This window comes from Fontisphaera persica, assembly GCF_024832785.1.
GTDB classification, from domain to species: domain Bacteria; phylum Verrucomicrobiota; class Verrucomicrobiia; order Limisphaerales; family Fontisphaeraceae; genus Fontisphaera; species Fontisphaera persica.
In genome coordinates this window covers 3,442,614-3,464,518 of the sequence record NZ_CP116615.1, presented here as the reverse complement: position 1 = coordinate 3,464,518, position 21,905 = coordinate 3,442,614, and the positions used below count along the sequence as shown (strand labels likewise).

Annotated in this window: 17 protein-coding genes; 3 read left to right on the top strand and 14 right to left on the bottom strand. The window is 61.8% G+C overall.

Annotation, left to right across the window (positions count from 1 at the left end; all coding sequences use genetic code 11):
- Window positions 1–395: 395 nt before the first annotated feature.
- From NXS98_RS12970 to NXS98_RS12960, 3 genes are all read right to left on the bottom strand, one after another.
- Window positions 396–1,232: an RHS repeat-associated core domain-containing protein gene (locus tag NXS98_RS12970; protein ID WP_283845435.1), complete on the bottom strand. Its 837-nt coding sequence runs from the start codon at window positions 1,230–1,232 to the stop codon at window positions 396–398.
- A gap of 495 nt (window positions 1,233–1,727) precedes the next feature.
- Window positions 1,728–2,453 carry a DUF4832 domain-containing protein gene (locus tag NXS98_RS12965; protein ID WP_283845434.1) on the bottom strand — a complete coding sequence of 242 codons (726 nt, stop codon included), beginning with the start codon at window positions 2,451–2,453 and terminating at the stop codon, window positions 1,728–1,730.
- A gap of 30 nt (window positions 2,454–2,483) precedes the next feature.
- Window positions 2,484–3,245, bottom strand: coding sequence for a beta-galactosidase (locus NXS98_RS12960; RefSeq protein WP_283845433.1), 762 nt, complete (start codon window positions 3,243–3,245; stop codon window positions 2,484–2,486).
- A 167-nt stretch (window positions 3,246–3,412) separates the two neighbouring features.
- On the opposite strand from NXS98_RS12960, the gene NXS98_RS12955 reads away from it, so the two are divergent.
- The 3 genes from NXS98_RS12955 (at window position 3,413) to NXS98_RS12945 (ending at window position 7,464) form a co-directional block, all read left to right on the top strand.
- Complete coding sequence (locus NXS98_RS12955; RefSeq protein WP_283845432.1) at window positions 3,413–4,177, top strand: class I SAM-dependent methyltransferase; 765 nt, start codon at window positions 3,413–3,415, stop codon at window positions 4,175–4,177.
- A 227-nt stretch (window positions 4,178–4,404) separates the two neighbouring features.
- Window positions 4,405–5,883, top strand: a complete 1,479-nt coding sequence (locus NXS98_RS12950) for a hypothetical protein (protein ID WP_283845431.1) — start codon at window positions 4,405–4,407, stop codon at window positions 5,881–5,883.
- Between the two features lie 186 nt (window positions 5,884–6,069).
- Window positions 6,070–7,464 carry a Gfo/Idh/MocA family protein gene (locus tag NXS98_RS12945; protein WP_343214101.1) on the top strand — a complete coding sequence of 465 codons (1,395 nt, stop codon included), beginning with the start codon at window positions 6,070–6,072 and terminating at the stop codon, window positions 7,462–7,464.
- A gap of 157 nt (window positions 7,465–7,621) precedes the next feature.
- Here NXS98_RS12945 and NXS98_RS12940 read toward each other — a convergent pair whose 3' ends face one another.
- From NXS98_RS12940 to NXS98_RS12890, 11 genes are all read right to left on the bottom strand, one after another.
- The gene (locus tag NXS98_RS12940) at window positions 7,622–8,164 is read right to left on the bottom strand and encodes a glutathione peroxidase (protein WP_283845429.1); all 543 of its coding nucleotides are present in this window, start codon (window positions 8,162–8,164) and stop codon (window positions 7,622–7,624) included.
- Window positions 8,165–8,235: 71 nt separating this feature from the next.
- Window positions 8,236–8,703 carry a 6,7-dimethyl-8-ribityllumazine synthase gene (gene ribH / locus NXS98_RS12935; protein WP_283845427.1) on the bottom strand — a complete coding sequence of 156 codons (468 nt, stop codon included), beginning with the start codon at window positions 8,701–8,703 and terminating at the stop codon, window positions 8,236–8,238.
- Window positions 8,704–8,718: 15 nt separating this feature from the next.
- Window positions 8,719–9,924 (bottom strand): bifunctional 3,4-dihydroxy-2-butanone-4-phosphate synthase/GTP cyclohydrolase II, encoded by a 1,206-nt coding sequence (locus NXS98_RS12930; protein WP_283845426.1) that lies wholly within the window; start codon window positions 9,922–9,924, stop codon window positions 8,719–8,721.
- Between the two features lie 109 nt (window positions 9,925–10,033).
- A complete protein-coding gene (gene lspA, locus NXS98_RS12925; RefSeq protein WP_283845425.1) occupies window positions 10,034–10,561 on the bottom strand; it encodes a signal peptidase II in 528 nt (175 codons plus the stop codon).
- A 91-nt stretch (window positions 10,562–10,652) separates the two neighbouring features.
- Window positions 10,653–11,480: a metal ABC transporter permease gene (locus NXS98_RS12920; protein ID WP_283845424.1), complete on the bottom strand. Its 828-nt coding sequence runs from the start codon at window positions 11,478–11,480 to the stop codon at window positions 10,653–10,655.
- Window positions 11,477–12,274, bottom strand: a complete 798-nt coding sequence (locus tag NXS98_RS12915; protein WP_283845423.1) for a metal ABC transporter ATP-binding protein — start codon at window positions 12,272–12,274, stop codon at window positions 11,477–11,479. Before NXS98_RS12915 ends, NXS98_RS12920 begins: the two co-directional genes overlap by 4 nt.
- Window positions 12,271–13,107, bottom strand: coding sequence for a metal ABC transporter solute-binding protein, Zn/Mn family (locus NXS98_RS12910; RefSeq protein WP_283845422.1), 837 nt, complete (start codon window positions 13,105–13,107; stop codon window positions 12,271–12,273). The genes NXS98_RS12915 and NXS98_RS12910 overlap by 4 nt, the downstream gene beginning before the upstream one ends.
- The gene (locus NXS98_RS12905; protein WP_283845421.1) at window positions 13,104–13,784 is read right to left on the bottom strand and encodes a type II secretion system protein; all 681 of its coding nucleotides are present in this window, start codon (window positions 13,782–13,784) and stop codon (window positions 13,104–13,106) included. The genes NXS98_RS12910 and NXS98_RS12905 overlap by 4 nt, the downstream gene beginning before the upstream one ends.
- A 205-nt stretch (window positions 13,785–13,989) precedes the next feature.
- Window positions 13,990–14,928 (bottom strand): thiamine pyrophosphate-dependent enzyme, encoded by a 939-nt coding sequence (locus tag NXS98_RS12900; protein WP_283845420.1) that lies wholly within the window; start codon window positions 14,926–14,928, stop codon window positions 13,990–13,992.
- A gap of 30 nt (window positions 14,929–14,958) precedes the next feature.
- Entirely contained in the window at window positions 14,959–16,803 is a 1,845-nt protein-coding gene (locus NXS98_RS12895) for a 2-oxoacid:acceptor oxidoreductase subunit alpha (RefSeq protein WP_283845418.1), read from the bottom strand.
- 257 nt (window positions 16,804–17,060) lie between these two features.
- Complete coding sequence (locus NXS98_RS12890) at window positions 17,061–21,869, bottom strand: S8 family serine peptidase (protein ID WP_283845417.1); 4,809 nt, start codon at window positions 21,867–21,869, stop codon at window positions 17,061–17,063.
- Window positions 21,870–21,905: the final 36 nt, after the last annotated feature.

The window sequence follows — 21,905 nt, the reverse complement described above, 5'->3', positions numbered from 1 at the left end:
GTTGAACTGCACACCCTCGGGTGTGACCCGCATGATTAACGCAATACCCACCGAAGACGCCATGAAAATGCGAGAGGGAGATGCCGCGGCTGGTGGACCAGAGCCTTCACCTTTTGATCCGAACGCTTCGATGGCCATTGCCTCCAACTGTGCGAAGGGGGCATCGGCCACTAGACATTCAAAGCCTTTTGCGTCTTTCTTCATTGTCCAGCGTGCTTGGATTGCTGGGAGATTGTTAGTCTTTTGCAGTTTTCCCCCGTACTTTTGCACTTGTTCGACGAAGAAGATCGTAAAATTCCCCTTCCTCGCGGCTGCCTCACCACACCCGCAAAAGACTATTGTTGCAAGGAACAGGCTTGCCCATAGCCACCCGTTGAATATGTGCCTTGTAAGCTTCATGGAACCTCCGGCTCCTTTTCTTTGCATTTGACCTTGTTGCAAATCTTGCCGCAGTCCACTGTCGGCAGCTTGTTTGCTTTGGCCCACTTGTTGGCTTGCATGCATGTACACAAGCACATTCCATGAGGGTCGAGTTTTCCCTTTCCAATCGACAAGGCCAGATCGGCACACTCTTCGCATTTCTTTCTACATTCTTCCTCGGACTCCGGCACTGTAATCGGAGCACACATGCAATTACAGAATAGCTTCTTGTTGTAGGGATACAGTTCGGTGCATGAGCGCAGGTAGCCGGAGATGCTGTCATACCACAAGCCCAGCGGATCCAGTCGCGTGATCGGGTCGTTGCCAACGAACGCATAGAGGTTATGCCCCGAGTGCCCTTTCCAGCTTGGCCGTTGCAGCAGCGCAAACCCCGTATCTCCCAAAGGGTCTCTGTGTGGCCAACGGCCCTGGGCGGGGGAGTAGTAGCGGTGGCCGTAGTAGGAGAGGCTGTTTTCCCAGTCAAAGTATTTGGTGGAGAAGAGATGATTGAAGGTCTGGGCCAGGGGGCCGGTGGCGCGGAGAAGCTCGCCAAAAGGGTTGTATTCGTATTGCGACGCCCATTGGCCTGTGGCCGAACTTGGCTTTCGTGACACAGGCCTTATCCCGCTTTGCGGGACGAGACGCCGAAGGGCACACGCCGGAGGCGTGTGCTCCCCGAGACCAACAGCGCCCGCCAACCCTGTTTCATAATCCCTAGAAGCCAAACCCACCCCCTGCAACGTCCCCGACAAATCCGCCCCCCACACGTGCGTGCGCACCTCGCCCGTCACTTCTTCGACTTCGGCGATCATGTTCCATCCATCATATACATATTTCCACCGTCTTTGCAACTGCCACACCCCATTCACCCGGTTCGCCGATTTGACTCAAAAAAATGTTACCCTGGGAGGGTTTGGGGGCTGCTGGGGCAGCCCCTGTAAGCTCAAAATGGGTGTTACCGAACGATGAACACCCAAATGAGCGAAAACACCCGGCAAAAAGTGCTGGCCGGAGGCGGGAGCGCTACGGGCGGGCGGGCAAGGTCCACAAGAGCCAAATCATCACCGAACTGGTGGAGTTGTTTGGCTATCATCGCATGGCGGCGATTCGGGCGCTGCGCCTTCGGCGGGGGCCGGGCGCGTCCGGCTTGACTGTGCCGCCTGGGTTATGTGAGAAAAAAGCTCCTAAGAAACGGGCGCGAGGGAGGGCGGCGCGGCAACGTCCCCCCGGTTGCCTTTGTTCTCATTTTCTGGGGGCATCGGGGCAAAAATCCTTTTTGAGTTGAGTCGCCGGGGGCGGGCGCTGGACTATTTCTCCGCTGCCACTTCCACTTCGCCTATGTGGTAATAATTCTCCTTGTCTTTCAGTTTGTCCGCCAGCGGCAACAAGACATCCCGATTCCCCTCCGGCCACCACAGCTTTATTTTCAGGGCATGTTTGCCCGGCGCGAGTCCCTCGGACAGGGGCAGGAGATAGGTTTCGCGATAAGGCTCCCGGGCGCCGGGCAGCCAGCGGCGGTTGCCGGACCTGAGCCGAACCTCGAACGTCCGCTTGCCGTCCTGCTCCAAACGAACGCCCAGCAGATAATCGTGATAGGCCGGTGCCACGCCGCGGTTTTCCCAAAACACTTCCATCGCGGTATTTTCCTTCCGCAATAATTTGGCAGGCAGCACCACCCGATGCGGGAAATACCAGTAGCCGCACCGATTCAACAGCTCGCCCGTCAGCTCCCGATTGTCCGCCAGCCATTCGTGCGCGTAACCGTGGTAGCCTATGTAGGTGGCCCGCAGCAATCCCAGCGCACCCCGGAAATAATCCGGCCCGGTTTTTCCCTGGCCGTGCCGCGCCGCATTCGAGCCGGGCCGGGCGTCCCAATTGCCCTGTTTCTTGACGGCGCCATAATGCTCCAACTCCAGCACTGTGGGCACCTTTTGGAAAACGTCCGCAAAAAACTCCGGACTGCGCACGGTGAAGGTGGCGCTGTGGCTGACCAGGTAACCGTTCACCAGGATGCTGTCGTCGCGGTAACTCATGCCGTTGGTGACGACATATTGATGCAGGGCCTAGCGTTCCGCCGGGTCTTTGATGGCATACACCAAATCATCCGACACCACCAGCAAGGCGCGCTTGAAATAACGGCGATGCAGCTCCAAATGCTTCAGCCGCACGTCCAGGCCGCATTCCTTGTGGCTGCCAGCCCAGGAGTGGCCCTCGCCCCAATCCCCGATGCTCCCCACATCCACATACCGCAGCCACGGTTGTTGGTCATACCGTGCGGCAAATGCCCGCAGAAAATTCTCCAGTTTGGCCAGAAAAATCGGGTCCCCAAAGTCCGGCTCCCAGGGGCCGTCGGGGCCGACTTCCTTGCCATCCCAGTAATACCCGCCCCGTGCTCCGGCCTCCTTGACCCAGCGGGGCGTGGCGTATTGTTGCTCGGGGCGGTCAGTGCTGGTCTCCTTGCAACTGATGCGAAACGCAATGCCCAAGCCGTGGCGGGTCCACTTCTCAATCAGCCGGTCAATCACCTCCCACTGAAACCGGCCCTCCTCCGGCTCCAAATAAGCCCACGCCAGCCGGATGTACAAATGGTCCATGCCGGGAAAGGTGAGCAAATCCTGGTCATTGGTGACCTGGTACTTGTTGATGTGATTATCCGGATAATGGTGGTACCAGCCCTTGTGCGGATTGGCCAAAGGCTTGCGTTCATCCCAAAAAGGGCGCAGGTCAATCACCTGGGAATCCGCCGCCGTCACCCACCCTGCCACCGTGCACATCATCCAACCGTACCACCAGCGAGCCAGCCATTTAATCTTGGGGGCATGCATGGTTTCAATATGCGTCCCGCCCGCCGCCTGACAAGCTTGAATTAGATGGCATTATGCGCTTCCACGGCGGGCAAACTCCCCGTCCGGAATATCGCCGGTATCCTGCCTTCCCCGGCATTGATTGATATTGAGTGCCGCAAGGGGGAAGGGGCTTAATGGAAGACACTATGACGATGCATGGCAACCTCCTCCGCCTGCCTATGCTGGCAGTCTTTCTTTGCGCCCGCCTCGCCGCCGCCGCGGATGGCCTGCCGCTCACGGCGCCGGACTATGAACAATTCACCCCCGCCGCCGCGGCGCGCATGAGTGAAGCGGCGCGCACCAACCTGTCGCCCGTGTACCCGGCGCTGGCCGAGTATCTGGTGGAGCGTTTCCAGCTCGCCCACCGGGCCGGGGTGGGGGTGGACGTGGGCGGCGGCCCCGGTTCGCTGACCCTCGAATTAAGCCGGCGCACGCCGCGCTTTTACTGGATTAACACCGATATCAACACCTTCCACGCGACGGCCTTTTTCGCGCGCGCTCTCACCCTGGATTGTGCCGGGCGGGTAGGCATGATTTTTGCCGATGCTCATCACCTGCCTTTCCGCAACGATTACGCGGATTTTGTGGTGTCCCGCGGCTCCATTCCCTTTTGGGCCGAGCCTAAAACGGCGCTGGCGGAGATTTACCGCGTGCTCAAGCCGGGCGGCCAGGCGTTCATCGGCCGCGGCTTTTCTCCCAACCTGCCCCTGGACGTCGCCCGGCGTGTGCGTGAAAACCAGGGCAGCGGTGTCCCCCGCTATGACGTGGCGGAGACCATGAAGTCATGGCAGCGCCTGATGTTAGAGCTGGGCATCAAGGACTTCGAAATCATCCATCCGCGCGAAGACCAACGGGAAGTCAATTACGGCGTGTGGTTGCGATTTTCCAAGCCCTCCACCCACTCCCCCTAATCCCCACACGGCCACAGACCGCGTCATCCCCTGACCGGCCCGCAACTCACCGCAACGCAACAAGGCCGCCAGCTTGCCTGCCCGCTCAGCGTTTCCCTTCCATTGCCCTCCGGGCAGGGCGGAGTAATCGCCAAAACTTGACCCGCTGGGTAGCTTGAATGCCCGCGGGCTTAATGGCATATTATTATCTGAACTTTCCATAACTTCAGTTCACCTTATACGCAGCTATGAAAACCACGCGTTTCCTGGCGGCATTGGGTGTAGTGGCCCTCACGGTTCCGGCCTCGGCGCAAATATCCCCGGGCACCGCTCCGGCCTGGCATTACACGCTGCTCGGGCCTTCCACGTTGACGGTGGATTGTCCGGTGTGCGGCCGGCCGAGCATTCCAGAGCCCTTGCGGGGTGGCTTTGAGATGCGCCTGCTCTCCAGCAACCTGCAGAGCCAGGTATGGCTGGTGGACAAGCTCGCCTTCTACGTCGGAGACCCGGCCCAGCCCAGCCGCCTGCTCACGGGCAGCGGCCAATGGCGGTGGCAAACCATCCCCGGCGAGCCGGCCAAGCAGGAGATGTTTCTGGAGCTGCAGGTGACCGTAAGGGGGGTCATCACCAACCTGCCGCTTGACTTCACCCATGACTATACCCAACTGCCCCAGCCGTTTCCGTTGCTCAAGGTGGCGCTGAGTGATACCCGCGGCAGCAATTTCGAGGTGTATCGCCTGGATTTACTGGCCGCCCCGGCGCGGGAAATCTGGTTTTCCACCCGCCACAATTTCACGGGCGGCCTCGGCATCAACGGCAAGCGCGGCGACCTGCTGTCCGCCCAGGGGCGCGTCGTGCGGCGGCTGGACGATCTGATCGGGAGGCTGGGCTTGATGCCGGGATTTTATGCGTACAACGTGGATGCCCTGGATTTGGGGCCACGCGGCGACCTTCAATTTTCCCTGGACGAGGACATCTTCAGCGAAACAATGGGTCCGCTTTACCACGGCGACCTGCTCTCGCACCAGGGGCAGGTGGTGAGAAATTTCAGCCAATGGCTGGCGCCCTTCACCCCCATGCCTCCCACGCCCAATGTGGGGCTGGATGCCGTGGCGCGCCTGCCGCAGGGCGGGCGGGTGTTTTCTGTGCGCGACGGCTTTTTCTCCCAGGCGCTGGGCAGGTTCATCCGCCCGGGGGATTTGCTGACCGAGGAAGGACAGATTTATCGCACGGCCGAACAATTATTGACGCGCTTCAAGACGCGTGAGCCGGCCGAGGCGGGTTTGGATGCCGTGTACGTATGGCCGCATGGCGAGATTTGGTTTTCCACCGAGCGCGGTTTTCAGGACGATGTGCTGGGCCCCATTCAAGAAGGGGACTTGCTCAGTTCCGTGGGCTATGTGGTATTCCGCAATCTGGATTTGCTCAACCCCTTCCAGCCGCTGGAAGACCTGGCCGATTTTGGCCTGGACGCCCTGCACGTGGTGACCGATTGCCGCGCCCCGCCCGCCGTACCGCCCCGCGTGGTGAACATCCAGTTCAACCGGGTCAACGGCTTGTTGTCATTCCAATGGGACGGCGACGGACAGGTGTTTCAACTGGAGTGGGCGCCCACCCCCTTGGGGCCGTGGCAGCCGGTCCGGCCACCCGAACCTGACGCCATCACCATCCTTTCGCTGCCCGCCCCGGCGCCTGCCATGCAGTTTTTCCGCGTGCGCCAGTGGTAAAGCCTGGGCGGCAGAAAGAGAGATTCCCATTCAACGCGGGTGTTTTTATCCCCCCTTCCCTCCCGGCGGGGAGAACAGATGCTGGCCCTGCGGTGCTGTAAAAAAGATTGGCCGTGGCGGGAGCCTTAGAATAAGGTAGGCCTCAACACCGTCAAAAAGTGCAACAGCGCTATTGTGCCTGAAACCATGAGTACCATGACCATGAATATGCCAAAAACCACACGCAGGAATTTTTTGAAAACCAGCGCCACCGCCGCCGGCGTGGTGCTTGCCGCCGGTGTGCCGCGCCCCGGTTATACCGCGGAGGATAACACCATTCGCATCGCCCTCATTGGCTGTGGCGGCCGCGGCACGGGCGCCGCGCAAAACGCCTTGAACACCAAACTGGGCCCCACCCGGTTGGTGGCCCTGGCCGATGTATTCGAGAATCGCCTGCGCAGCAGCTACGGCGAGTTGAGCCGCCGATTCGCCGACCAGGTGGATGTGCCCGCCGAACGCCAATTCACCGGCTTTGACGCCTACCAAAAGGCCATGGACTGCCTGCGCCCCGGCGATGTGGCCATCTTTGCCACACCGCCCGCTTTTCGGTGGGTCCATTTCCAATACGCCATCCAGAAAGGCCTCAATGTTTTCATGGAAAAGCCCGTCACCGTGGATGGCCCGACCAGCAAGCGGATGCTGCAACTGGCCGAGCAGGCCAGCGCCAAGGGCCTCAAGGTGGGCGTGGGCCTCATGTCCCGCCACAGCCGCGAGCTGCAGGAATTGCAAAAACGCGTGAGCGACGGCCAGTTGGGGGACATCATCCTGATGCGCGGATATCGCATGCACGGGCCGGTGGGATTCTTCGCCTCCCTGCCCAAGCCGCCCAACATCAGCCATCTGCGCTATCAGGTGCAGCGATTCCACAGCTTCCTCTGGGCCAGCGGCGGCAACTTCAGCGACTTCTACATCCACATCATTGACCATCTGTCCTGGATGAAGAATGCCTGGCCGGTGCGGGCGCAGGGCCTGGGCGGGCGTCACTACCGGCAAAGCCCGGAAGGGCAGACGTATGTGGACCAGAACTTCGATACTTACTCGGTGGAATACACCTTTGCGGATGGCACGAAGTTCTACTTTGATGGCCGTTGCATGACCGGCTGCCGGGACCAGTACAACAGCTTCCTGCATGGCACCAAAGGCATGGCCATCGCCTCGCGCAACGGCGACTGCGGCGGGCCGTCGGCCATTTACAGCACCCAAAACCCGAGCCGCGCCAGCCAGGTGTGGGTCTCCAAGGCGCCGCCGGGCGAAGGGGACCCCTACCAGAACGAATGGAATGATTTGATGGCCGCCATTCGCAACAACCAGCCTTATAACGAGGCCAAGTACGGCATCGAAGCCAGCCTCGTCACCAGCATGGGCCGCATGGCCGCCCATACCGGCCAGGAGATTACTTACGAGGAAATCCTCAATGGCGACCACGAGTTTGCCCCCGGCCTGGACAAGTTGACCGAGGATACCCCCGCGCCCCTGCAGGCCGATGCCCAGGGACGTTACCCCGTGCCTGAGCCGGGACGCAAGGGCAAGCGGGAGTATTGATGCAACCCTTGGAATGACACCGGGCGCCGGACGACACCGGCGCCCTTTTTATTTTCAGACAGAACGCGCCGGGGAATTCACGGCAGTCACTCGGGCCTCTGGGAATGGACCCTTCCCATGGCCAGCGCCCATGGCCCCTGAGGCCGTTGCGACCGCCTCATTTCAACGCTGCTTCAATGGCTTGCGTCACTTTCTCGCCGTCGGGTTCATCGCCCGATTCAAACCGCGCCAGAATCTTCCCGTCGCGCCCAATCAGAAATTTATTGAAATTCCACTTGATGGGGCCGGGAAAAGGGGACGTCTTGCCGGTCAGCCAGGCATAAAGCGGATGCTGGGCCGGGCCGGGTTTGACCTGGATTTTGTCAAACATGGGGAAAGTCACGTCAAACTTGGTGGAGCAGAATTGCTTGATTTCCGCCGGTGTGCCCGGCTCCTGGCCGCCAAAATCGTTGCTGGGAAAGCCCAGCACCACCAGGCCGCGGTCCTTGTATTTGCGATAAGTGGCTTCCAGGGGCTTGTACTGGCGGGTGTAGCCGCAGCGGGAGGCCACATTCACGATGAGCAGCACCTTGCCCGCATACGGCTTCAGGCTGGTTTCCTTGCCGTCAATGTCCTTCAAGGGAATATCGTAAAGCGACGCCGCATGGGAAAGACTGGCGCTCATGAGCATGCACAGCAACAAGGTTGGCCACGTTTTCATCGTTTCAAACTAGCCCGGATTCGCCCGCCGTCAAATGGCCTCTCCCGGCCGGGAGGCGGCCGCGGTTGAAGCTAGCGCAAGGAGGCCATGACGCGGGCCATCGCCACCGCCGTGTGGGCGGCCTCGGCGCCGCGGTTGTGCTCGGGGGCAAGGCAACGCTTGTCGGCCTGGGCGGTGTTTTCGAGCAGCAACACCTCGTGAATGACGGGCACGCCGGTCTGCACGGCAATGTCGCCCAGCAGCCGGCTGACCGTATCCCCAATCTGTTGGGCATGGACAGTCTCACCGCGGAGAATCAGCCCCAGGCAAATGACGGCGGCATACGGCGGTTGCTGGCGGGCCAGCGCGGCCGCCACCACCGGAATCTCAAAAGCGCCCGGCACGCGCACCACGCGCACCTGCGCGGCTCCGGCCTCCTTCAACACGCGGCGCGCGGCGCGCAACATGGAGTTGACATAGCGCCCGTTGTATTCACTGGCCACAATGGCAAAGCGGCCGCCACGGGCGGAGGTTTGGGTTGCAGCAACACGTTGCAGCATAAAAACAAAGAGCGGTTAGAGCAGATGCCCCAATTTTTCGCGTTTGGTCTTGAGGTATTTCAGGTTATGCGGGTTGGGTTTGATGCGGATGGGCACCTGCTCCACGATTTGCAGGCCGTAGCCCTGCAGGCCGACGACTTTCTTGGGGTTGTTGGTGAGCAGCCGGATGGTTTTAATGCCCAGGTCGCAGAGGATTTGCGCCCCCAGGCCGTACTCGCGCAAATCGGTGGGATAGCCCAATTTCAAGTTGGCCTCGACGGTATCCAGCCCTTGCTCCTGCAATTTGTAGGCGCGGATTTTGGCCGGCAGCCCAATGCCGCGCCCCTCCTGCCGCATGTAAAGAATGATGCCACAGCCCTCCTCGGCAATAAGGCGCATGGCCTGGTGAAGCTGCGGGCCGCAATCACAGCGCCGCGAGCCGAACACATCGCCCGTGAGGCATTCACTGTGCACCCGCACCAGCACGTTGCTGCGCCCCGCCACGTCCCCCTTGACCAGCGCCACGTGATGCTGCCCGTCCAGGCGGGAGCGGTAGAGATACAGGTCAAAATCGCCGTAATCGGTGGGCAACTTCACCATCTCCACGCGCTCCACCAGCTTTTCCCGCATGCGGCGGTATTGAATCAAGTCCGTGATGGAGCAGATGCGCAATTGGTGGCGGCGGGCAAAACGGAGAAGCCGCGGCAGGCGCATCATGCTGCCGTCATCGTCCATGATTTCGCAGATGACCCCGCAGGGGCGGCAGCCCGCCAGCCGGCACAGGTCCACGGCGGCCTCGGTGTGGCCGGCGCGCTGCAGGACCCCGCCGGGCTTGGCGCGCAGGGGAAAGATGTGGCCGGGCTGGACAAGGTCTGAGGCCGTTGCCGTCGGATCAGCCATAACCTCGATGGTCCGGGCCCGGTCGGCGGCGCTAATGCCCGTGGTGATGCCCCGGGCGGCGTCCACGCTCACTTGGAAGTCCGTTTTGAAGGAATCACGGTTTTGCACCACCATCTGCTCGATACCCAGTTGTTTGAGCCGTTCGCTGGTGGTGGGCACGCAGATGAGGCCGCGCCCGTATTTGGCCATGAAATTGACCGCCTGCGGCGTGACTTTTTCCGCCACCATGACCAGGTCGCCTTCATTTTCCCGGTCTTCATCGTCCACCACAATGACCATGCGTCCGCGCCGGAGGTCCTCCAGCACGTCCTCGATGTCATCAAAAATCCGCTTTTGTTTCATAGCCCGGCCTACTATACGCAGCCAGCGTGGGGGAAACAGGAAAAAAGGCAATGGGCCAGGCGTGCGGCGGAGGCCGTCAGGCCACCACCGCAGGGGCAGCGGGGAAGGCTCAAGCCGGCGGCCCGGGCGGTGTTTCCGCGGCTTTGGCGGCGGGCTGGCCATTGGTTTGCAGGGAGAGGATGAACAAAATCAGCACGCCAATGCAAATGGCGCTGTCGGCCAGGTTGAACGCCGGGAATCCCAGTTCCTCGCCGCTGCGGCGGTAAAGGTGAAAGTACAGAAAATCCACCACATGCCCGTGGGCAAACCGGTCAATGATATTGCCAATGATGCCGCCCAACACCATCCCCATCGCGTAATCCCCCAGGCGGGTGCCCGTGTCAAAATGGCGGCGGCCGGCCAACAGAATCAGCAGCGCCACCAGGGACACGATGGCCAGCAGGGCGTTGTTGTCCCGAAACAGGCTCCAGGCGGCGCCGGTGTTGCCCCAGTGCACCAGTTTGAAAAAGCCGTCGAGCACCACCTGCTCCTGCTGGAAATCCAGAAACCGCACCACGGCCAGTTTGGTCAACTGGTCCAGCGCCAGCGCGGCCACCGCCGCCACGGCGGTGCGGCCATTGGAGGTTTGTGTCAACATGCGGTCGCCAACGGGCCGGAGATTTACCCCGCCAGCACGAAAATACCAAGCGGGATTTTGCGGGCTGGCCTGGCCCGTCCAAACCGGGGGGTTAACACCGCCGCGCCCGAAGGAGGGCCGCGGCGCCCACCAGGCCGGCGGACAACAAAACGATGGTGGCGCCGGTGGGTAAATCGGTAAGGGCGGAAAGGATGAAACCCGCCAGGCCGCTGAAGGCGCCCAGCCCGGCCGCCACCGTCAGGGTGCGGTTGCCGCCGCGCACCCACAAGAAGGCCGCTGCCGCCGGGTTGGTCATCAGGCTGAAAATCATCAGGCCGCCCACGGTTTGGAAATTCACCGTGAGCACCAGCGCGGTAAGCACCAGAAAAATCGTCCATACGAGGGTCACGTGGATGCCCGCGGCGGCTGCCTCAGTGCGGGAAAACAGAATGGCGCGCATTTCCTTGGCGGTCAGCGCCAGAAATGAAAACAGGAGCACCGCCACCCCCGCCATGAGCCAGACATCCGGCCAGCGGCAATAATTCAAGCTGCCCCACAGCAGGGCGCGCACATCGTGGTCACTTTTGCCCAACACGGGAAACAAACCCAGTCCCAGAAACGCCAGCCCCATGGAGCCGGTGAACAGAAGATTCATGACGGTGTTGTTGTCCGTGCGCAGACGCTCCGGCTGCGCCAGCCCCAGCGCCAGAGCCGAGATTACCGCGCCTCCCAGCGCGGGCAGGAGCATCCAGGGACCGCTGAGGCCGGCCAGCGCTCCAAAGACGGCCCCGGCCAGGGCGGCATGGGAAACACACACGCCCAGGAAGGGGATGCGCATGCCCACAATGTACACCCCCAAGGCCCCGCTCGAGGCCCCCGCCAGGGCGCCTCCGAGCATGACCGGCGCCCACAATCCCAGGTCCAGCACGGCCAGCATCATGGCGCACCTCCCGGCACCACGACATGCCGCCCGTCCTTGTGCCAGAGGGCCAGACCCTCACCGTAGAGCGCGCGCAGGCGCGCCGGCGTGAACACCTGCTCCACCGGCCCCTCGGCCAGGGGCCGGCCCTCCTGCAGCAGCAGGACGCGGCGGCAGGCCGGCGGCAGCACTTCCAGCTCGTGACAAACCAAAATCAGGGTCTGGCCGGTTTCGGCATGGAGTTGTTGGAGAAGCTGGACCCACTGCTCGCGCCAGCCCAAATCAAGGTGCGCGGTGGGCTCGTCCAGCAAAAGCAAGGCCGGCTCCTGCGCCAGGGCGCGCGCCAGCAACACTTTGCGCTGCTCGCCGCCCGATAACTCATGAAAGGCCCGATGGCGGTGCTGGTGCAAACCCAGGCGCGCCAGCCACTCGTCCACCTTTTGCCAGTCTGCCGGCGTCAACCGGCGCAACAAACCCGCGGCGGCCGTGCGCCCGATGGCGGCCACTTCGCGCACGGTCAGGGGCATGTCCCCCGTTACCGGTGGGAGTTGAGGGACGTAACCGATTTTCTGCCGAAGCTGTGCCAGGGCGCGCCAGGCCAGTTTGTGGACGTCCTGACCCAGCAGCCGGACGCAGCCGCTGGCCATGGGTTGCAGACCCAGCAAGACCCGCAGCAAAGTGGTCTTGCCCGCGCCATTGGGTCCCATGAGCGCCACAAAGGCCCCGGCCTCCACCTGCCAGTGCGGCAGCTCCAGCACGTCACGTCCGCGCACCGTGACCCGCAGGTCCTGCACTTCAATCGCCGGCGCGTTCATCGGGAGGTTTGCAGCAGCCGTCGCACATTGTCCTGCAATAACGCGTCAAAGTCTGGTCCCGCTTCGGACGGCAGCGGAAAATTACCCAAGACCACCACTTGGGCGTCCAGTGCTTCGGCGATGAAATCCGCGGCCTTGCGGCCTTCGGGGAGGTTGGCAATGACCAGCCGTGCCCCGGCGGCACGGCCCTCCTTCACGGCCTTTTCCAGTTCGCTGGGCCGGGCGATGTCCGCCCCCGTGAAATCGGCCACCACCCGCAAACCCAGCCATTCGCAGAAGTCGCGCTGGCGCTTGCTGGCGATGACAGGAACCCCGGCCAGCGCAGCTTCGCGCACCTGGTTGTGCAAGGTGTGCTCGAGCGTCTGCATGCGTTTTTGGATGGCGGCAAATTGGGACTGATAGGCCTCGGGCGGGCGCTGCTGCCAGCGGGCCAGGTGCGGGAGGATTTGCTCGCATACCGCCAGGTAAGTGGCGGGAACACACATGCCCCCGCGCACACTGACGATGCCCACCACCGGGCCGTTGGCTGAGCCAGCCTCCACCTGGTCATCCAGGGCGTTTTGGAAATCAAACCGCAACAACAACCGGCATTGCCGCAACGCTGCGGCCTGGCTGGGGCGGATGTCAAAGTGCCCGGGACACGTCCCCGGTTCGGCAAGCCGCAGCATGGGCACAGGTTGCTGGAGCAGGTCGCGCACGGCCGCCTCCAAATAAGAAGAACCACACGCCAGCTCCGGCGATGCAGTGCGCGAGCCGCAGGCCGCAACCCACAGCAACGTTATCACCCACCAGGCCGGCGCCCAGCTCCTTCGCCCCGCTGTCCCTCGATTCATGGCGTTTTATACTGAGTTCCATCCCGGGCTGCCATCCGGGCAATGACTCCGCCATCACCCGGTTTGCGGTACCACGTGCGCGCGGCCATGGGAGCGCGGGAATCCCTGCTTTTCGGGCTGTCAGGCCGCGGCCCCAGACTCCAAATCACCCAGCGCACGGGGCTGTTGGCCGGCGAGCTGTAATACCTGCCGGTGGCGCTGAGACCATGGGGAAAATCATCAGGCGCCCAGAGGCGATAATCCACATCCGGAGTGTCATTCATCAGGCTGGGACCGGGGGCGGCGTATTTGTAGGTGTGACCGGGGTTGAACGGGTCCTCCATGTAGGCCGCCATGCCGGGTTGATTGCCGCGCGGCAGGTAGCCCTGCTCGGCCAGTTCCACCGGAAACTGGCAATAATGCATGGCCAGGTCCGAATTGCAGTTGACACGCACCGGCGGCAGGCGGCCCTCATGGTCCTGGCTGTACATCTCCAGGGCCAATCCCACCCCGTATAATTCGCCATGCACCCTGGTCACTCTGGCCTTTTCCTTGGCCCGGCTGAGGGAGGGCAGCAGCAGGGACGCCAGCACGGCAACAATCGCAATGACCACCAGCAGCTCCACCAGCGTAAAGCCGCAGCGGCCCCCCCAAGGTTGCCGGCCACGTGACCCGCCGATGGAAAACTGCCCGCGCATCGTATTACGAATTAAAGCTAAAGTAATAACACCAGCCGGATTTGTCAACGCTCCTTTGTCCGACCAGAAAACTCCGCTCGCGCGGCAAGAGTCTCTCTGGCCAAGCCTTCCCCCCGGCTCTTTCCCAGGGCATGGTCCAAGAGCCGGGCATTTTTCAGCCGTCAGAAATCAGGGAATGGCCGGGCCTGGCAGGCGGGCGCCCGAATCAACGCATTTTGGCAAAACTCTTCTGCAGGATTTGCCACGAAGCCAGCCCCGCCAGCGGTTTGCGGGCCTGTTCAATCAGACGCTGCTCCACCTCCCATTTGGTGGGCCGGCGCACCTGGTAGAAGATGCCAAAATACCCGGGGAATGGCTCATCGGCCAGTTGGTAGGCGGCGACTTCGCTGGTGACATCGTGGTCGGCCGGCACCGTCCTGAACATGCCGCCCTTGCGAGGGTTGGAGGCGTCAAAGGCGCCCTCGTAAAACTCCACACATTCGCTCAGGCATTGGATGAAGCTGAAGCCCTGGTGGTCCAGGGCGGCTTCCATCATTTGCAGCATGTGATTGGGATTGGTGTGGGTGGTGCGGGCCACAAAGGTGGCCCCGGCGGCCAGCGCCTGTTTGAGGGGGTTGATGGGCCGGTCCACCACGCCCGTCACGTCCGTTTTGCTGCGATAACCGATGGGCGAGGTGGGCGAAGTTTGCTTCTTGGTCAGGCCATAGACCTGATTGTCCATGACCACCATGGTCATTTTCACATTTTTGCGCGCCGTGTGAGTAAAATGGTTGCCGCCGATGGACAGGGCATCGCCGTCGCCGCTGAACACAAACACATGCAAATCCGGCCGTGTGAGCGCCACGCCGGTGGCAAAGGGCAAAGTGCGCCCGTGAATGAAATGCGCGCCGTGCGCCTGCACGAAATAGGGAAAACGGCTGGAGCAGCCGATGCCCGAAATGGTGGTGATTTTTTCGTGCTCCAGTTGCCGCTTCTCCAGCAGCTTCAAGAAAATGGCCAGCACCGAGAAATCCCCGCAGCCGGGGCACCAGGTGGGATGATCCGCCACGAGGTCTTTTTTGGTGAGCGGTTTGCGCCCCTGCGGGGCCGGGGTCACCGCAAAGGCAGCCATCTTTTCCTGGGCAACAGTTGGGCTTTCACTCATAAGCGTGTCCAAGGCAAAGCGATTTCAGTTTCAAGCAGCGCCGGTTTTGGCCTCCGCGCGCCATTGGGCGAGGCGGGCCATGGCGCCTTCGTAAATCTCGCGGACCTTGAAGGTCAGACCATCGGTTTTATTGAGGCCTTGAATGTGACTCAAGCAATAGCGCGCGCGCAACAGCATGGCCAACTGGCCAAAGCCGTAAATGCCCTCATCATTCATCTCCACCACCAGCACATGGCGGAAACGCGTGAGGATTTCCGGCAACCCGGGCGGGAGGGGATTAAGGTAGCGCAAGTGCAATGCGGAGATGATTTCCCCGTGGGCGCGGGCGATGTCCACCGCCTCGCGGATGGGCCCCTGCGTGGACCCCCAGCCCACCAGCAACAACTCACCTTCCGGCGGACCATACACTTCCGGCGTGGGAAGGGTGGCGGCCAGCGCCTGAATTTTTTTGCGGCGCTTGGCAGTCATGGCCATGTGGTACTTGGGCGAGCCGCTGGGGTGCCCCATCTCATCATGCTCCAATCCCGCCGCCACGGGGTATTTGCCATTGAGCACCGGCGTCCCGGGGGGGATGTGACGGGAGATGCCGTCGGGCGCGTTCAAATCATACGGCTTGTGCTCCGGCACCGGGGTCAAATCAATGGGCAATTCCTGGCAGATTTTTTCGAGGTCGGGCTCCTCAAAGGCCTCGATGCGGGTGGCAATCGCCTGGTCACTCAGCACCGTCACCACCGTGTTGTACTTGCGCGCCAGATTCACCGCTTCAATGGCCGTGTAAAAGCAATCCTCCACATTGGCCGGCGCCAGAACAATCCGCGGCGCATCCCCATGCGTGCCAAAACAGGCGATGTGCAAATCGCTTTGCTCCACTTGCGTGGGCAGGCCGGTGGACGGCCCTCCGCGCTGGACATCCACCACCACCACGGGCACTTCCGCCATCACGCCCCACCCAATGGCCTCCGACTTCAACGAAAGCCCCGGCCCGCTGGTGCCGGTCACCGCCACCCGCCCGGCATAGCCCGCGCCCAGCGCCATGCACATGGAGGCGATTTCATCTTCGCATTGCACGAAAATGCCGCCGTATTTGGGCAGTTCACGCCGCAGCAGTTCCATGGTGTCCGACCAGGGCGTGATGGGATAGGCGGCGCCAAAGCGAACACCGGCGGCCAGAAAACCATACGCCAACGCCTCATTGCCATTCATCACCACCTGCGGCCGGCGGTGGGGCGTGCCCGGCTGGAAACGGTACAACTCGCGGGCTTTGTCCAGCGAGTAACCATAACCGGCGTGAAAAGCCGTCAGGGCATTGGTGAGCACAGTGGGGTCCTTGCCGGTGAAACGCTCGGTGATCAGCTCCTCCAGCCGCGGCACATCCAGATCATACAACCGCGCCAGCAAACCCAGCGCGTAAATGTTCTTGCCCTTGTCCTTGGCGGTGCCGCCAATCGCCTCCACCGTCAGCGTGGAAATCGGCACGCCCACATGCCGCCAGCGCGCCGTCCACTCCGGCTTTGGCTCCACGTTGTCCGAATCGTACAACACCATCCCATCCGCCTTCAGGAAGTGGATGTGGTTCTCGTAGGAATGTTGATAGAAGGCGAGCAACAAATCGGCTTCATCCCCCGCGCTCAACACTTCCCCCGACCCAATCCGCACCTGGAAAATGGAAGGTCCGCCGGAAATGGTGGAGGGAATGGTCATGAACGTCATGACCTCTTTTTCAGTCCGCCCCGCCAGGCGCGCCAGAAAACCGCCCAGGGCCTGAATGCCATCCTGTGAATTGCCGGCAATGCGTATGACCGCTTGCGAAATATCCACCCGCTGGGAAGGGGCGGCGGGCGCCGGGTTGGCCGCTTGTTCTGTCTCCGCGCTCATGCAATCGTGTCTTTCTGATGACAAACCAGCCGGGGCGCGAGCCACCGGCTGGCTGCGATGTCAGTGGAAATCAAGCTACCATTGCGGGAGGGACTGTCAATGTTTATGCACTATATAAGATAGTGTAATATAACTTGTTTTTGTATCAGTACAACTCAAGCATGCCTTCCCCCCTTATTCACCCGTCAGTTTCCCGCCGCCACGACTGAGCTTCCGGATACCACCCCCTTTACGGGTCTGGCAGCCGGCCAAACGCCTTACTGCTGCACTACGCGATAAAAGCGCATGGGGCCCGCAGGCTGGATGGAATGGCGCAGGAGGCCGTCCAGATTCAGGTAATTGGTCACGGTGACCCAATCCCGCAGATTGGTGGAGGTTTGCAATTGGAAGTACAATCCTTGCTCGCCCACAAATTCAAACACCCAGCCGCCGCTGCGCGAGGGGGCCAGCCAGCGCGGACTGGCATCCGGTTTGAGGCTGAGGCGGATGTTGCCATAAGCGCCGTCAAACCCGTCCACGGCAATGTGGTAAAACGTGTTGCTTTGCGCCAGGAAAGTCAGCCAACTGCCGCGCTGCTGGGCCTGGGCATCGTCATTAGCTCCCACCAGGGTCAATTGATTCAGCGCCGTGCCGGTGTACACGGCCAGCACGGTGTCAAAATCGCTGCCCACGGTGGAGACGGTGAAGCGCCCCGTGGCGGGGGCCCGCCAGGTCCACCACAACGAAGCGCCGCCGGTATTGCCGGCGTGTGGTGGCTCGCCAAATTCCTGGGTGGCGCCCAGGTTGGACATGGTGACGACATTGGACACCCCCACCAGCAAGGCGCGCTGGCTGAAATTGTCATTGGGGGGACGCACCAGGGCGCGGTTGACCTGGACAACGGCAGGCACGCTCAGGACGTTGCCATAAAGGTTGCTCACGGACACCTGATAATTGCCGGCCTGGCTCAGGGTAATGCTGGCCAGGGTCAAGGAAGCGTTGGTGGCGCCGGGGATGACTGCGCCGTCACGATGCCATTGGTAAAACAGCGGCGCTGTGCCAGACGCTTGAACCTGCAACAGCACAGTGGCGCCCTCGGTCACCGCCACGCTTTGCGGCTGGGTAAAAATGGCCGGGGGCTGGCCGGGCGTGAGGATGTCAATGCGGTAATCATCAAAAAGAAGGTAATTGTTGCCGGCGTAGGGCGGAGCAGCCCAGTACCAGACGGAATCAATTTCCCCCAAGTCCATCGGCAGCGGATTGTTGCTGGCGTTGATGGGCGCGCCCTCCACCAGCGTGATACCGCCCAAAGAAGCTTCCCACGAGTTGCGGTTGAAATCCATGAGCAGCGAGAACTCGTATTCCACATTATTGTTCATGGTGAGCGGGGTTATCTCTGGCGGCAGCCCATTGTTGAGACGGTAGTAAAGGCCCAGCGGGGCTTCATCATTGTGAAAACGCACCTCAAAAAGAAAGTCGCCTGCGCGGTTGTACACCGCCCAGGCGAAATAATCATACTCGTCATTGGTGGAGTCCACCAGCCGGATGCGGGTGGAAAAGCGCACCAGTTGATTGGTGGCCGGGAGGTAATTGACCGGCCGCCAGGCGTAGTGACTGTCGTAGAGAGTGGAGTTCGTGGGAGCATATCCGATGTACGCTGTTTGCTCGCCGCCTGAGCCTGCGCTTATCACCTGGACCGCCTGGGTCGCCCCCAGAATGACCCAGCCATTCTGGCCCTGCAGGCTCCTGCCGGCGGTGAAACCACTGCTCACGTTAAAATCGGTCGCATACAAAGTCGTGGCGCTGATTTGCTGGGCGATGTTGAGTTGAATCTCGCCCGAGGCGGCGTCGAAGCCATCCACCGCAATGTGATACACGGTGTTGGAGACCGCCCAAAAATAAACCTCGCTCCAATATGGCGTGGGGGGCATGGCAGTCAGCCCATCATCATTGGCCTGGACGGCTTTCAACGCGCTGAGCGTGCTGCCGGTGTACACAGCCAGAAGAGTATCGAAACTGCTGCCCTGGGTGGTAATCCGCACGTAGCCACTGCGCGGGGCCTGCCAGGACCACCAGACGGAGCGATTGGCAGGATAGCCATTATGATTCGGCTCGCCGGTTTCCGTCGTGGCGCCCACGCTGGTGCCGGTGGCGGCGGCCACGGCGCCGGTCAAGAGAATGCGTTGCGCAAAATCATCATTGGGCGGGCGCATTCCCAGGTACTGTAACTGCAACTGGATGTTGCCTTCCGCGATTTCGCCGTTGGCATTGCGGTAACCATCCACGGCAATGTAATAAGTTTGGCCTGCCACGACGTTCAACGTCACATAGCTTTGCACGCCGCCGGATGGGTCATCATCATTGGCGGCCACGGAGGTCAGGCTGGCCAGGCTGCTGCCGGTATAAACCGCCAACAGCGTGTCGAAATTGCTGTTGCGCGTGTGAATGGCAATTGAGCCTTTGGCGGGGGCAGTCCAGCGCCACCAGACGGAGCGTCCACCGGCATTGCTGGCGTGCTGTGGCTCCCCACTTTCGCGAGTTGCAGCGCGGTTGATGCCGGAGACGGTGAGGTTGGTGCCGGTGAGCTGGCTGGCTGCCGCAAAATCATCATTGGGCGGGCGCGTGGGCGCGGCGGCCAGCGATAAGTTCAATTGAATGCTGCCCTGCGCCCCGCCGTAACCATCCACCGCAATGGCATAAACGACGCCGGCGGTGGCCTGAAATTGCAGGCGGCTGGTCGTATTGAGGCCGTCGTCGTCATTGGCGGCCACTGGCGTGAGACTTCCAACACTGGCCCCAGTGTACACCGCCAGCAGCGTGTCAAAAGTGCTGCCGGAGGTGGTCAGCGTGACGGTGCCTGCAGAGGGCGCCGCCCATCGCCACCACACCGAGGCGCCGCCAGCGTTGCCTGCGTGGGCAGGCTCGCCCACTTCTTTGGAAGCGTCGCGATTGTGGCTGTTGGCGGTGGCGGTGGAACCCGTAATGGTGAGGCGCTGGCCGAAGGCATCGTTCTCAGGTGGGGCCGCGGGTGGCAACAGGGCCAGGGACAGTTGAATGCTGCCGCTGGCGCCGTTGTAGCCGTCCACGGCAAAATGGTAGGTGGCGCCGGCGGTCGCGGTGAACTGCAGGCGGCTGGTGGTGCCGCCGGCAGGGTCGTCATCATTGGCCGCTACGCTGGTGAGGCCATTAACCGTGCTGCCGGTGTACACCGCCAGGAGGGTATCGAAGTTGCTGCCGGTGGTGTGCACTTCATAGCGGCCGCTCACCGGCGCCGTCCAAGTCCACCAGACGGAAGCTCCGCCGTTGTTGCCCGCATGTAGGGGTTCACCTGTCTCCCGGCTGGCTTGCTGGTTGCTGCCGACAGCTTGCAGGTTGGTGGTGGAGGTCAGCGTAATGCGCTTGGTAAAATTATCATTCAGCGGCGGGGTCAGGAGGGGATATTGCGACACCCAATTGGTGTTGAGCCGCCCGGGGATGTTCACTTGAAAAGTGACGCTTAAATTGGCGCCGAAAGACGGCACCGACAGGGTGCCCGCATAGAGGTTATCAGCCAGGCTATAAGCGAGGGTAACGGCATTTTGTCCGGTGGGTTGCGCGGTGACCGTGGCATTGGTGATGGAACTGGCGGCAAGAATCGTGACGGAAAACCGGGTAGCGCTGCCGGCGACGAGACTGCTGCCCTCCGCCGGGCTGACCAAGAGCTGCAATGCGTCGGGAGTCAACCCTTGCAGGGCCTGCGCGGCATTGAGCCGGCCGCCGGTCACAGTGCGGTTGGCCAGGGAAGCCATCGGCACCGTGGTCTCCAACAGGCGCTGGCGCACTTCCTGCACCGTCAACGCCGGCTGCGCAGACCACAACAACGCCGCCACCCCGGCGACATGCGGCGTGGCCATGCTGGTGCCGTCCAGGCTTTTGGTGTCGGTATCGCTGCCGTTAAAACAAGAGAATATGGAGACCCCCGGCGCGGCCAGGTCCACCGAAGTGCGGCCATAATTGGAAAAATCGGCAAGAGCGCCGTTACGGTCAATGGCGGCTACCGCGATGACGTTGTCGGCATCATAGGATGCCGGATATTGAGGATTGGTATCGTTATTCAAGGCTTTGTTGCCGGCAGCGGCGACAATCAGCACCCCCCGGTCGCGAGCCCGGACGATGGCATCGTAAAACGCCTGACTGAACGGCGCGCCGCCAAAACTGGCGTTCACCACCCGCGCCCCCTTGGCCGCTGCAAAATCCAGACATTTGATGGCGTCGGAAGTTTTCCCCGTGCCGTCGGCGTCAAGAAACTTGCAGGCCATGAGCCGCACGCGCCAGGCCACCCCCACCGCTGGCTGGCTGTTGTTGGCAGCGGCGCCGATAGTGCCGGCCACGTGCGTCCCGTGGCCATTATCGTCCATGGGATTGCCGGAGCCGTTAATGGCGTTGATGCCAAACACATTGTCCACATAACCATCGCGGTCATCGTCCACGCCGTTGCCGGGCACTTCACCGGGGTTGCGCCACATGTTGGCCTGCAAATCCTGGTGGGTATAGCGGATGCCGGTATCCACCACGGCCACAATAACGTTGGTGGAGCCCACGGTGATGTCCCATGCGTTGACCGCGCCAATGTCCACGCCGGCGGTGCCGCCGTTCTGGCCGGTGTTGCGCAGGCCCCAAAGCCGGCCATCGGAAAACGCGGCGTCCGTGGGCGTGGCGCATTGTTTCAAAATCCAATCAGGTTCCACCCACTCAAACCAGCCGCTGCGCTGCAGTTTTTCCAAACGCTCCGCCAGCCGTCGGACGGCTGCTTTGGCCTCGGGGGCTGCGCCAGCGGCGGCCCTGGCCTCGGGCGTTTCTTCCAACACCAGCCATCCGGGCAACAGCGCAAACTGGCCTTGCGGCATTTCGCCCAGCGCGGCCCAATCGTGGGCGGTCGGGGCGGCAAGCTGACCGCGGGGAGCGGCCTTGATTTTGACCAGCACGCGCTCCGGGTCAACGGCGTGGCCTTTGTACAGGACCGCTTCCGCAGCGGCTAAGGAAGGGACCAACCATAGGAGGACCAAGGCGGCTATGTAACTCCCCGCTGGCAGTGGATGAAGTTGCATAAACTTAGGATGTATAAGTGATATACTAACACGTAT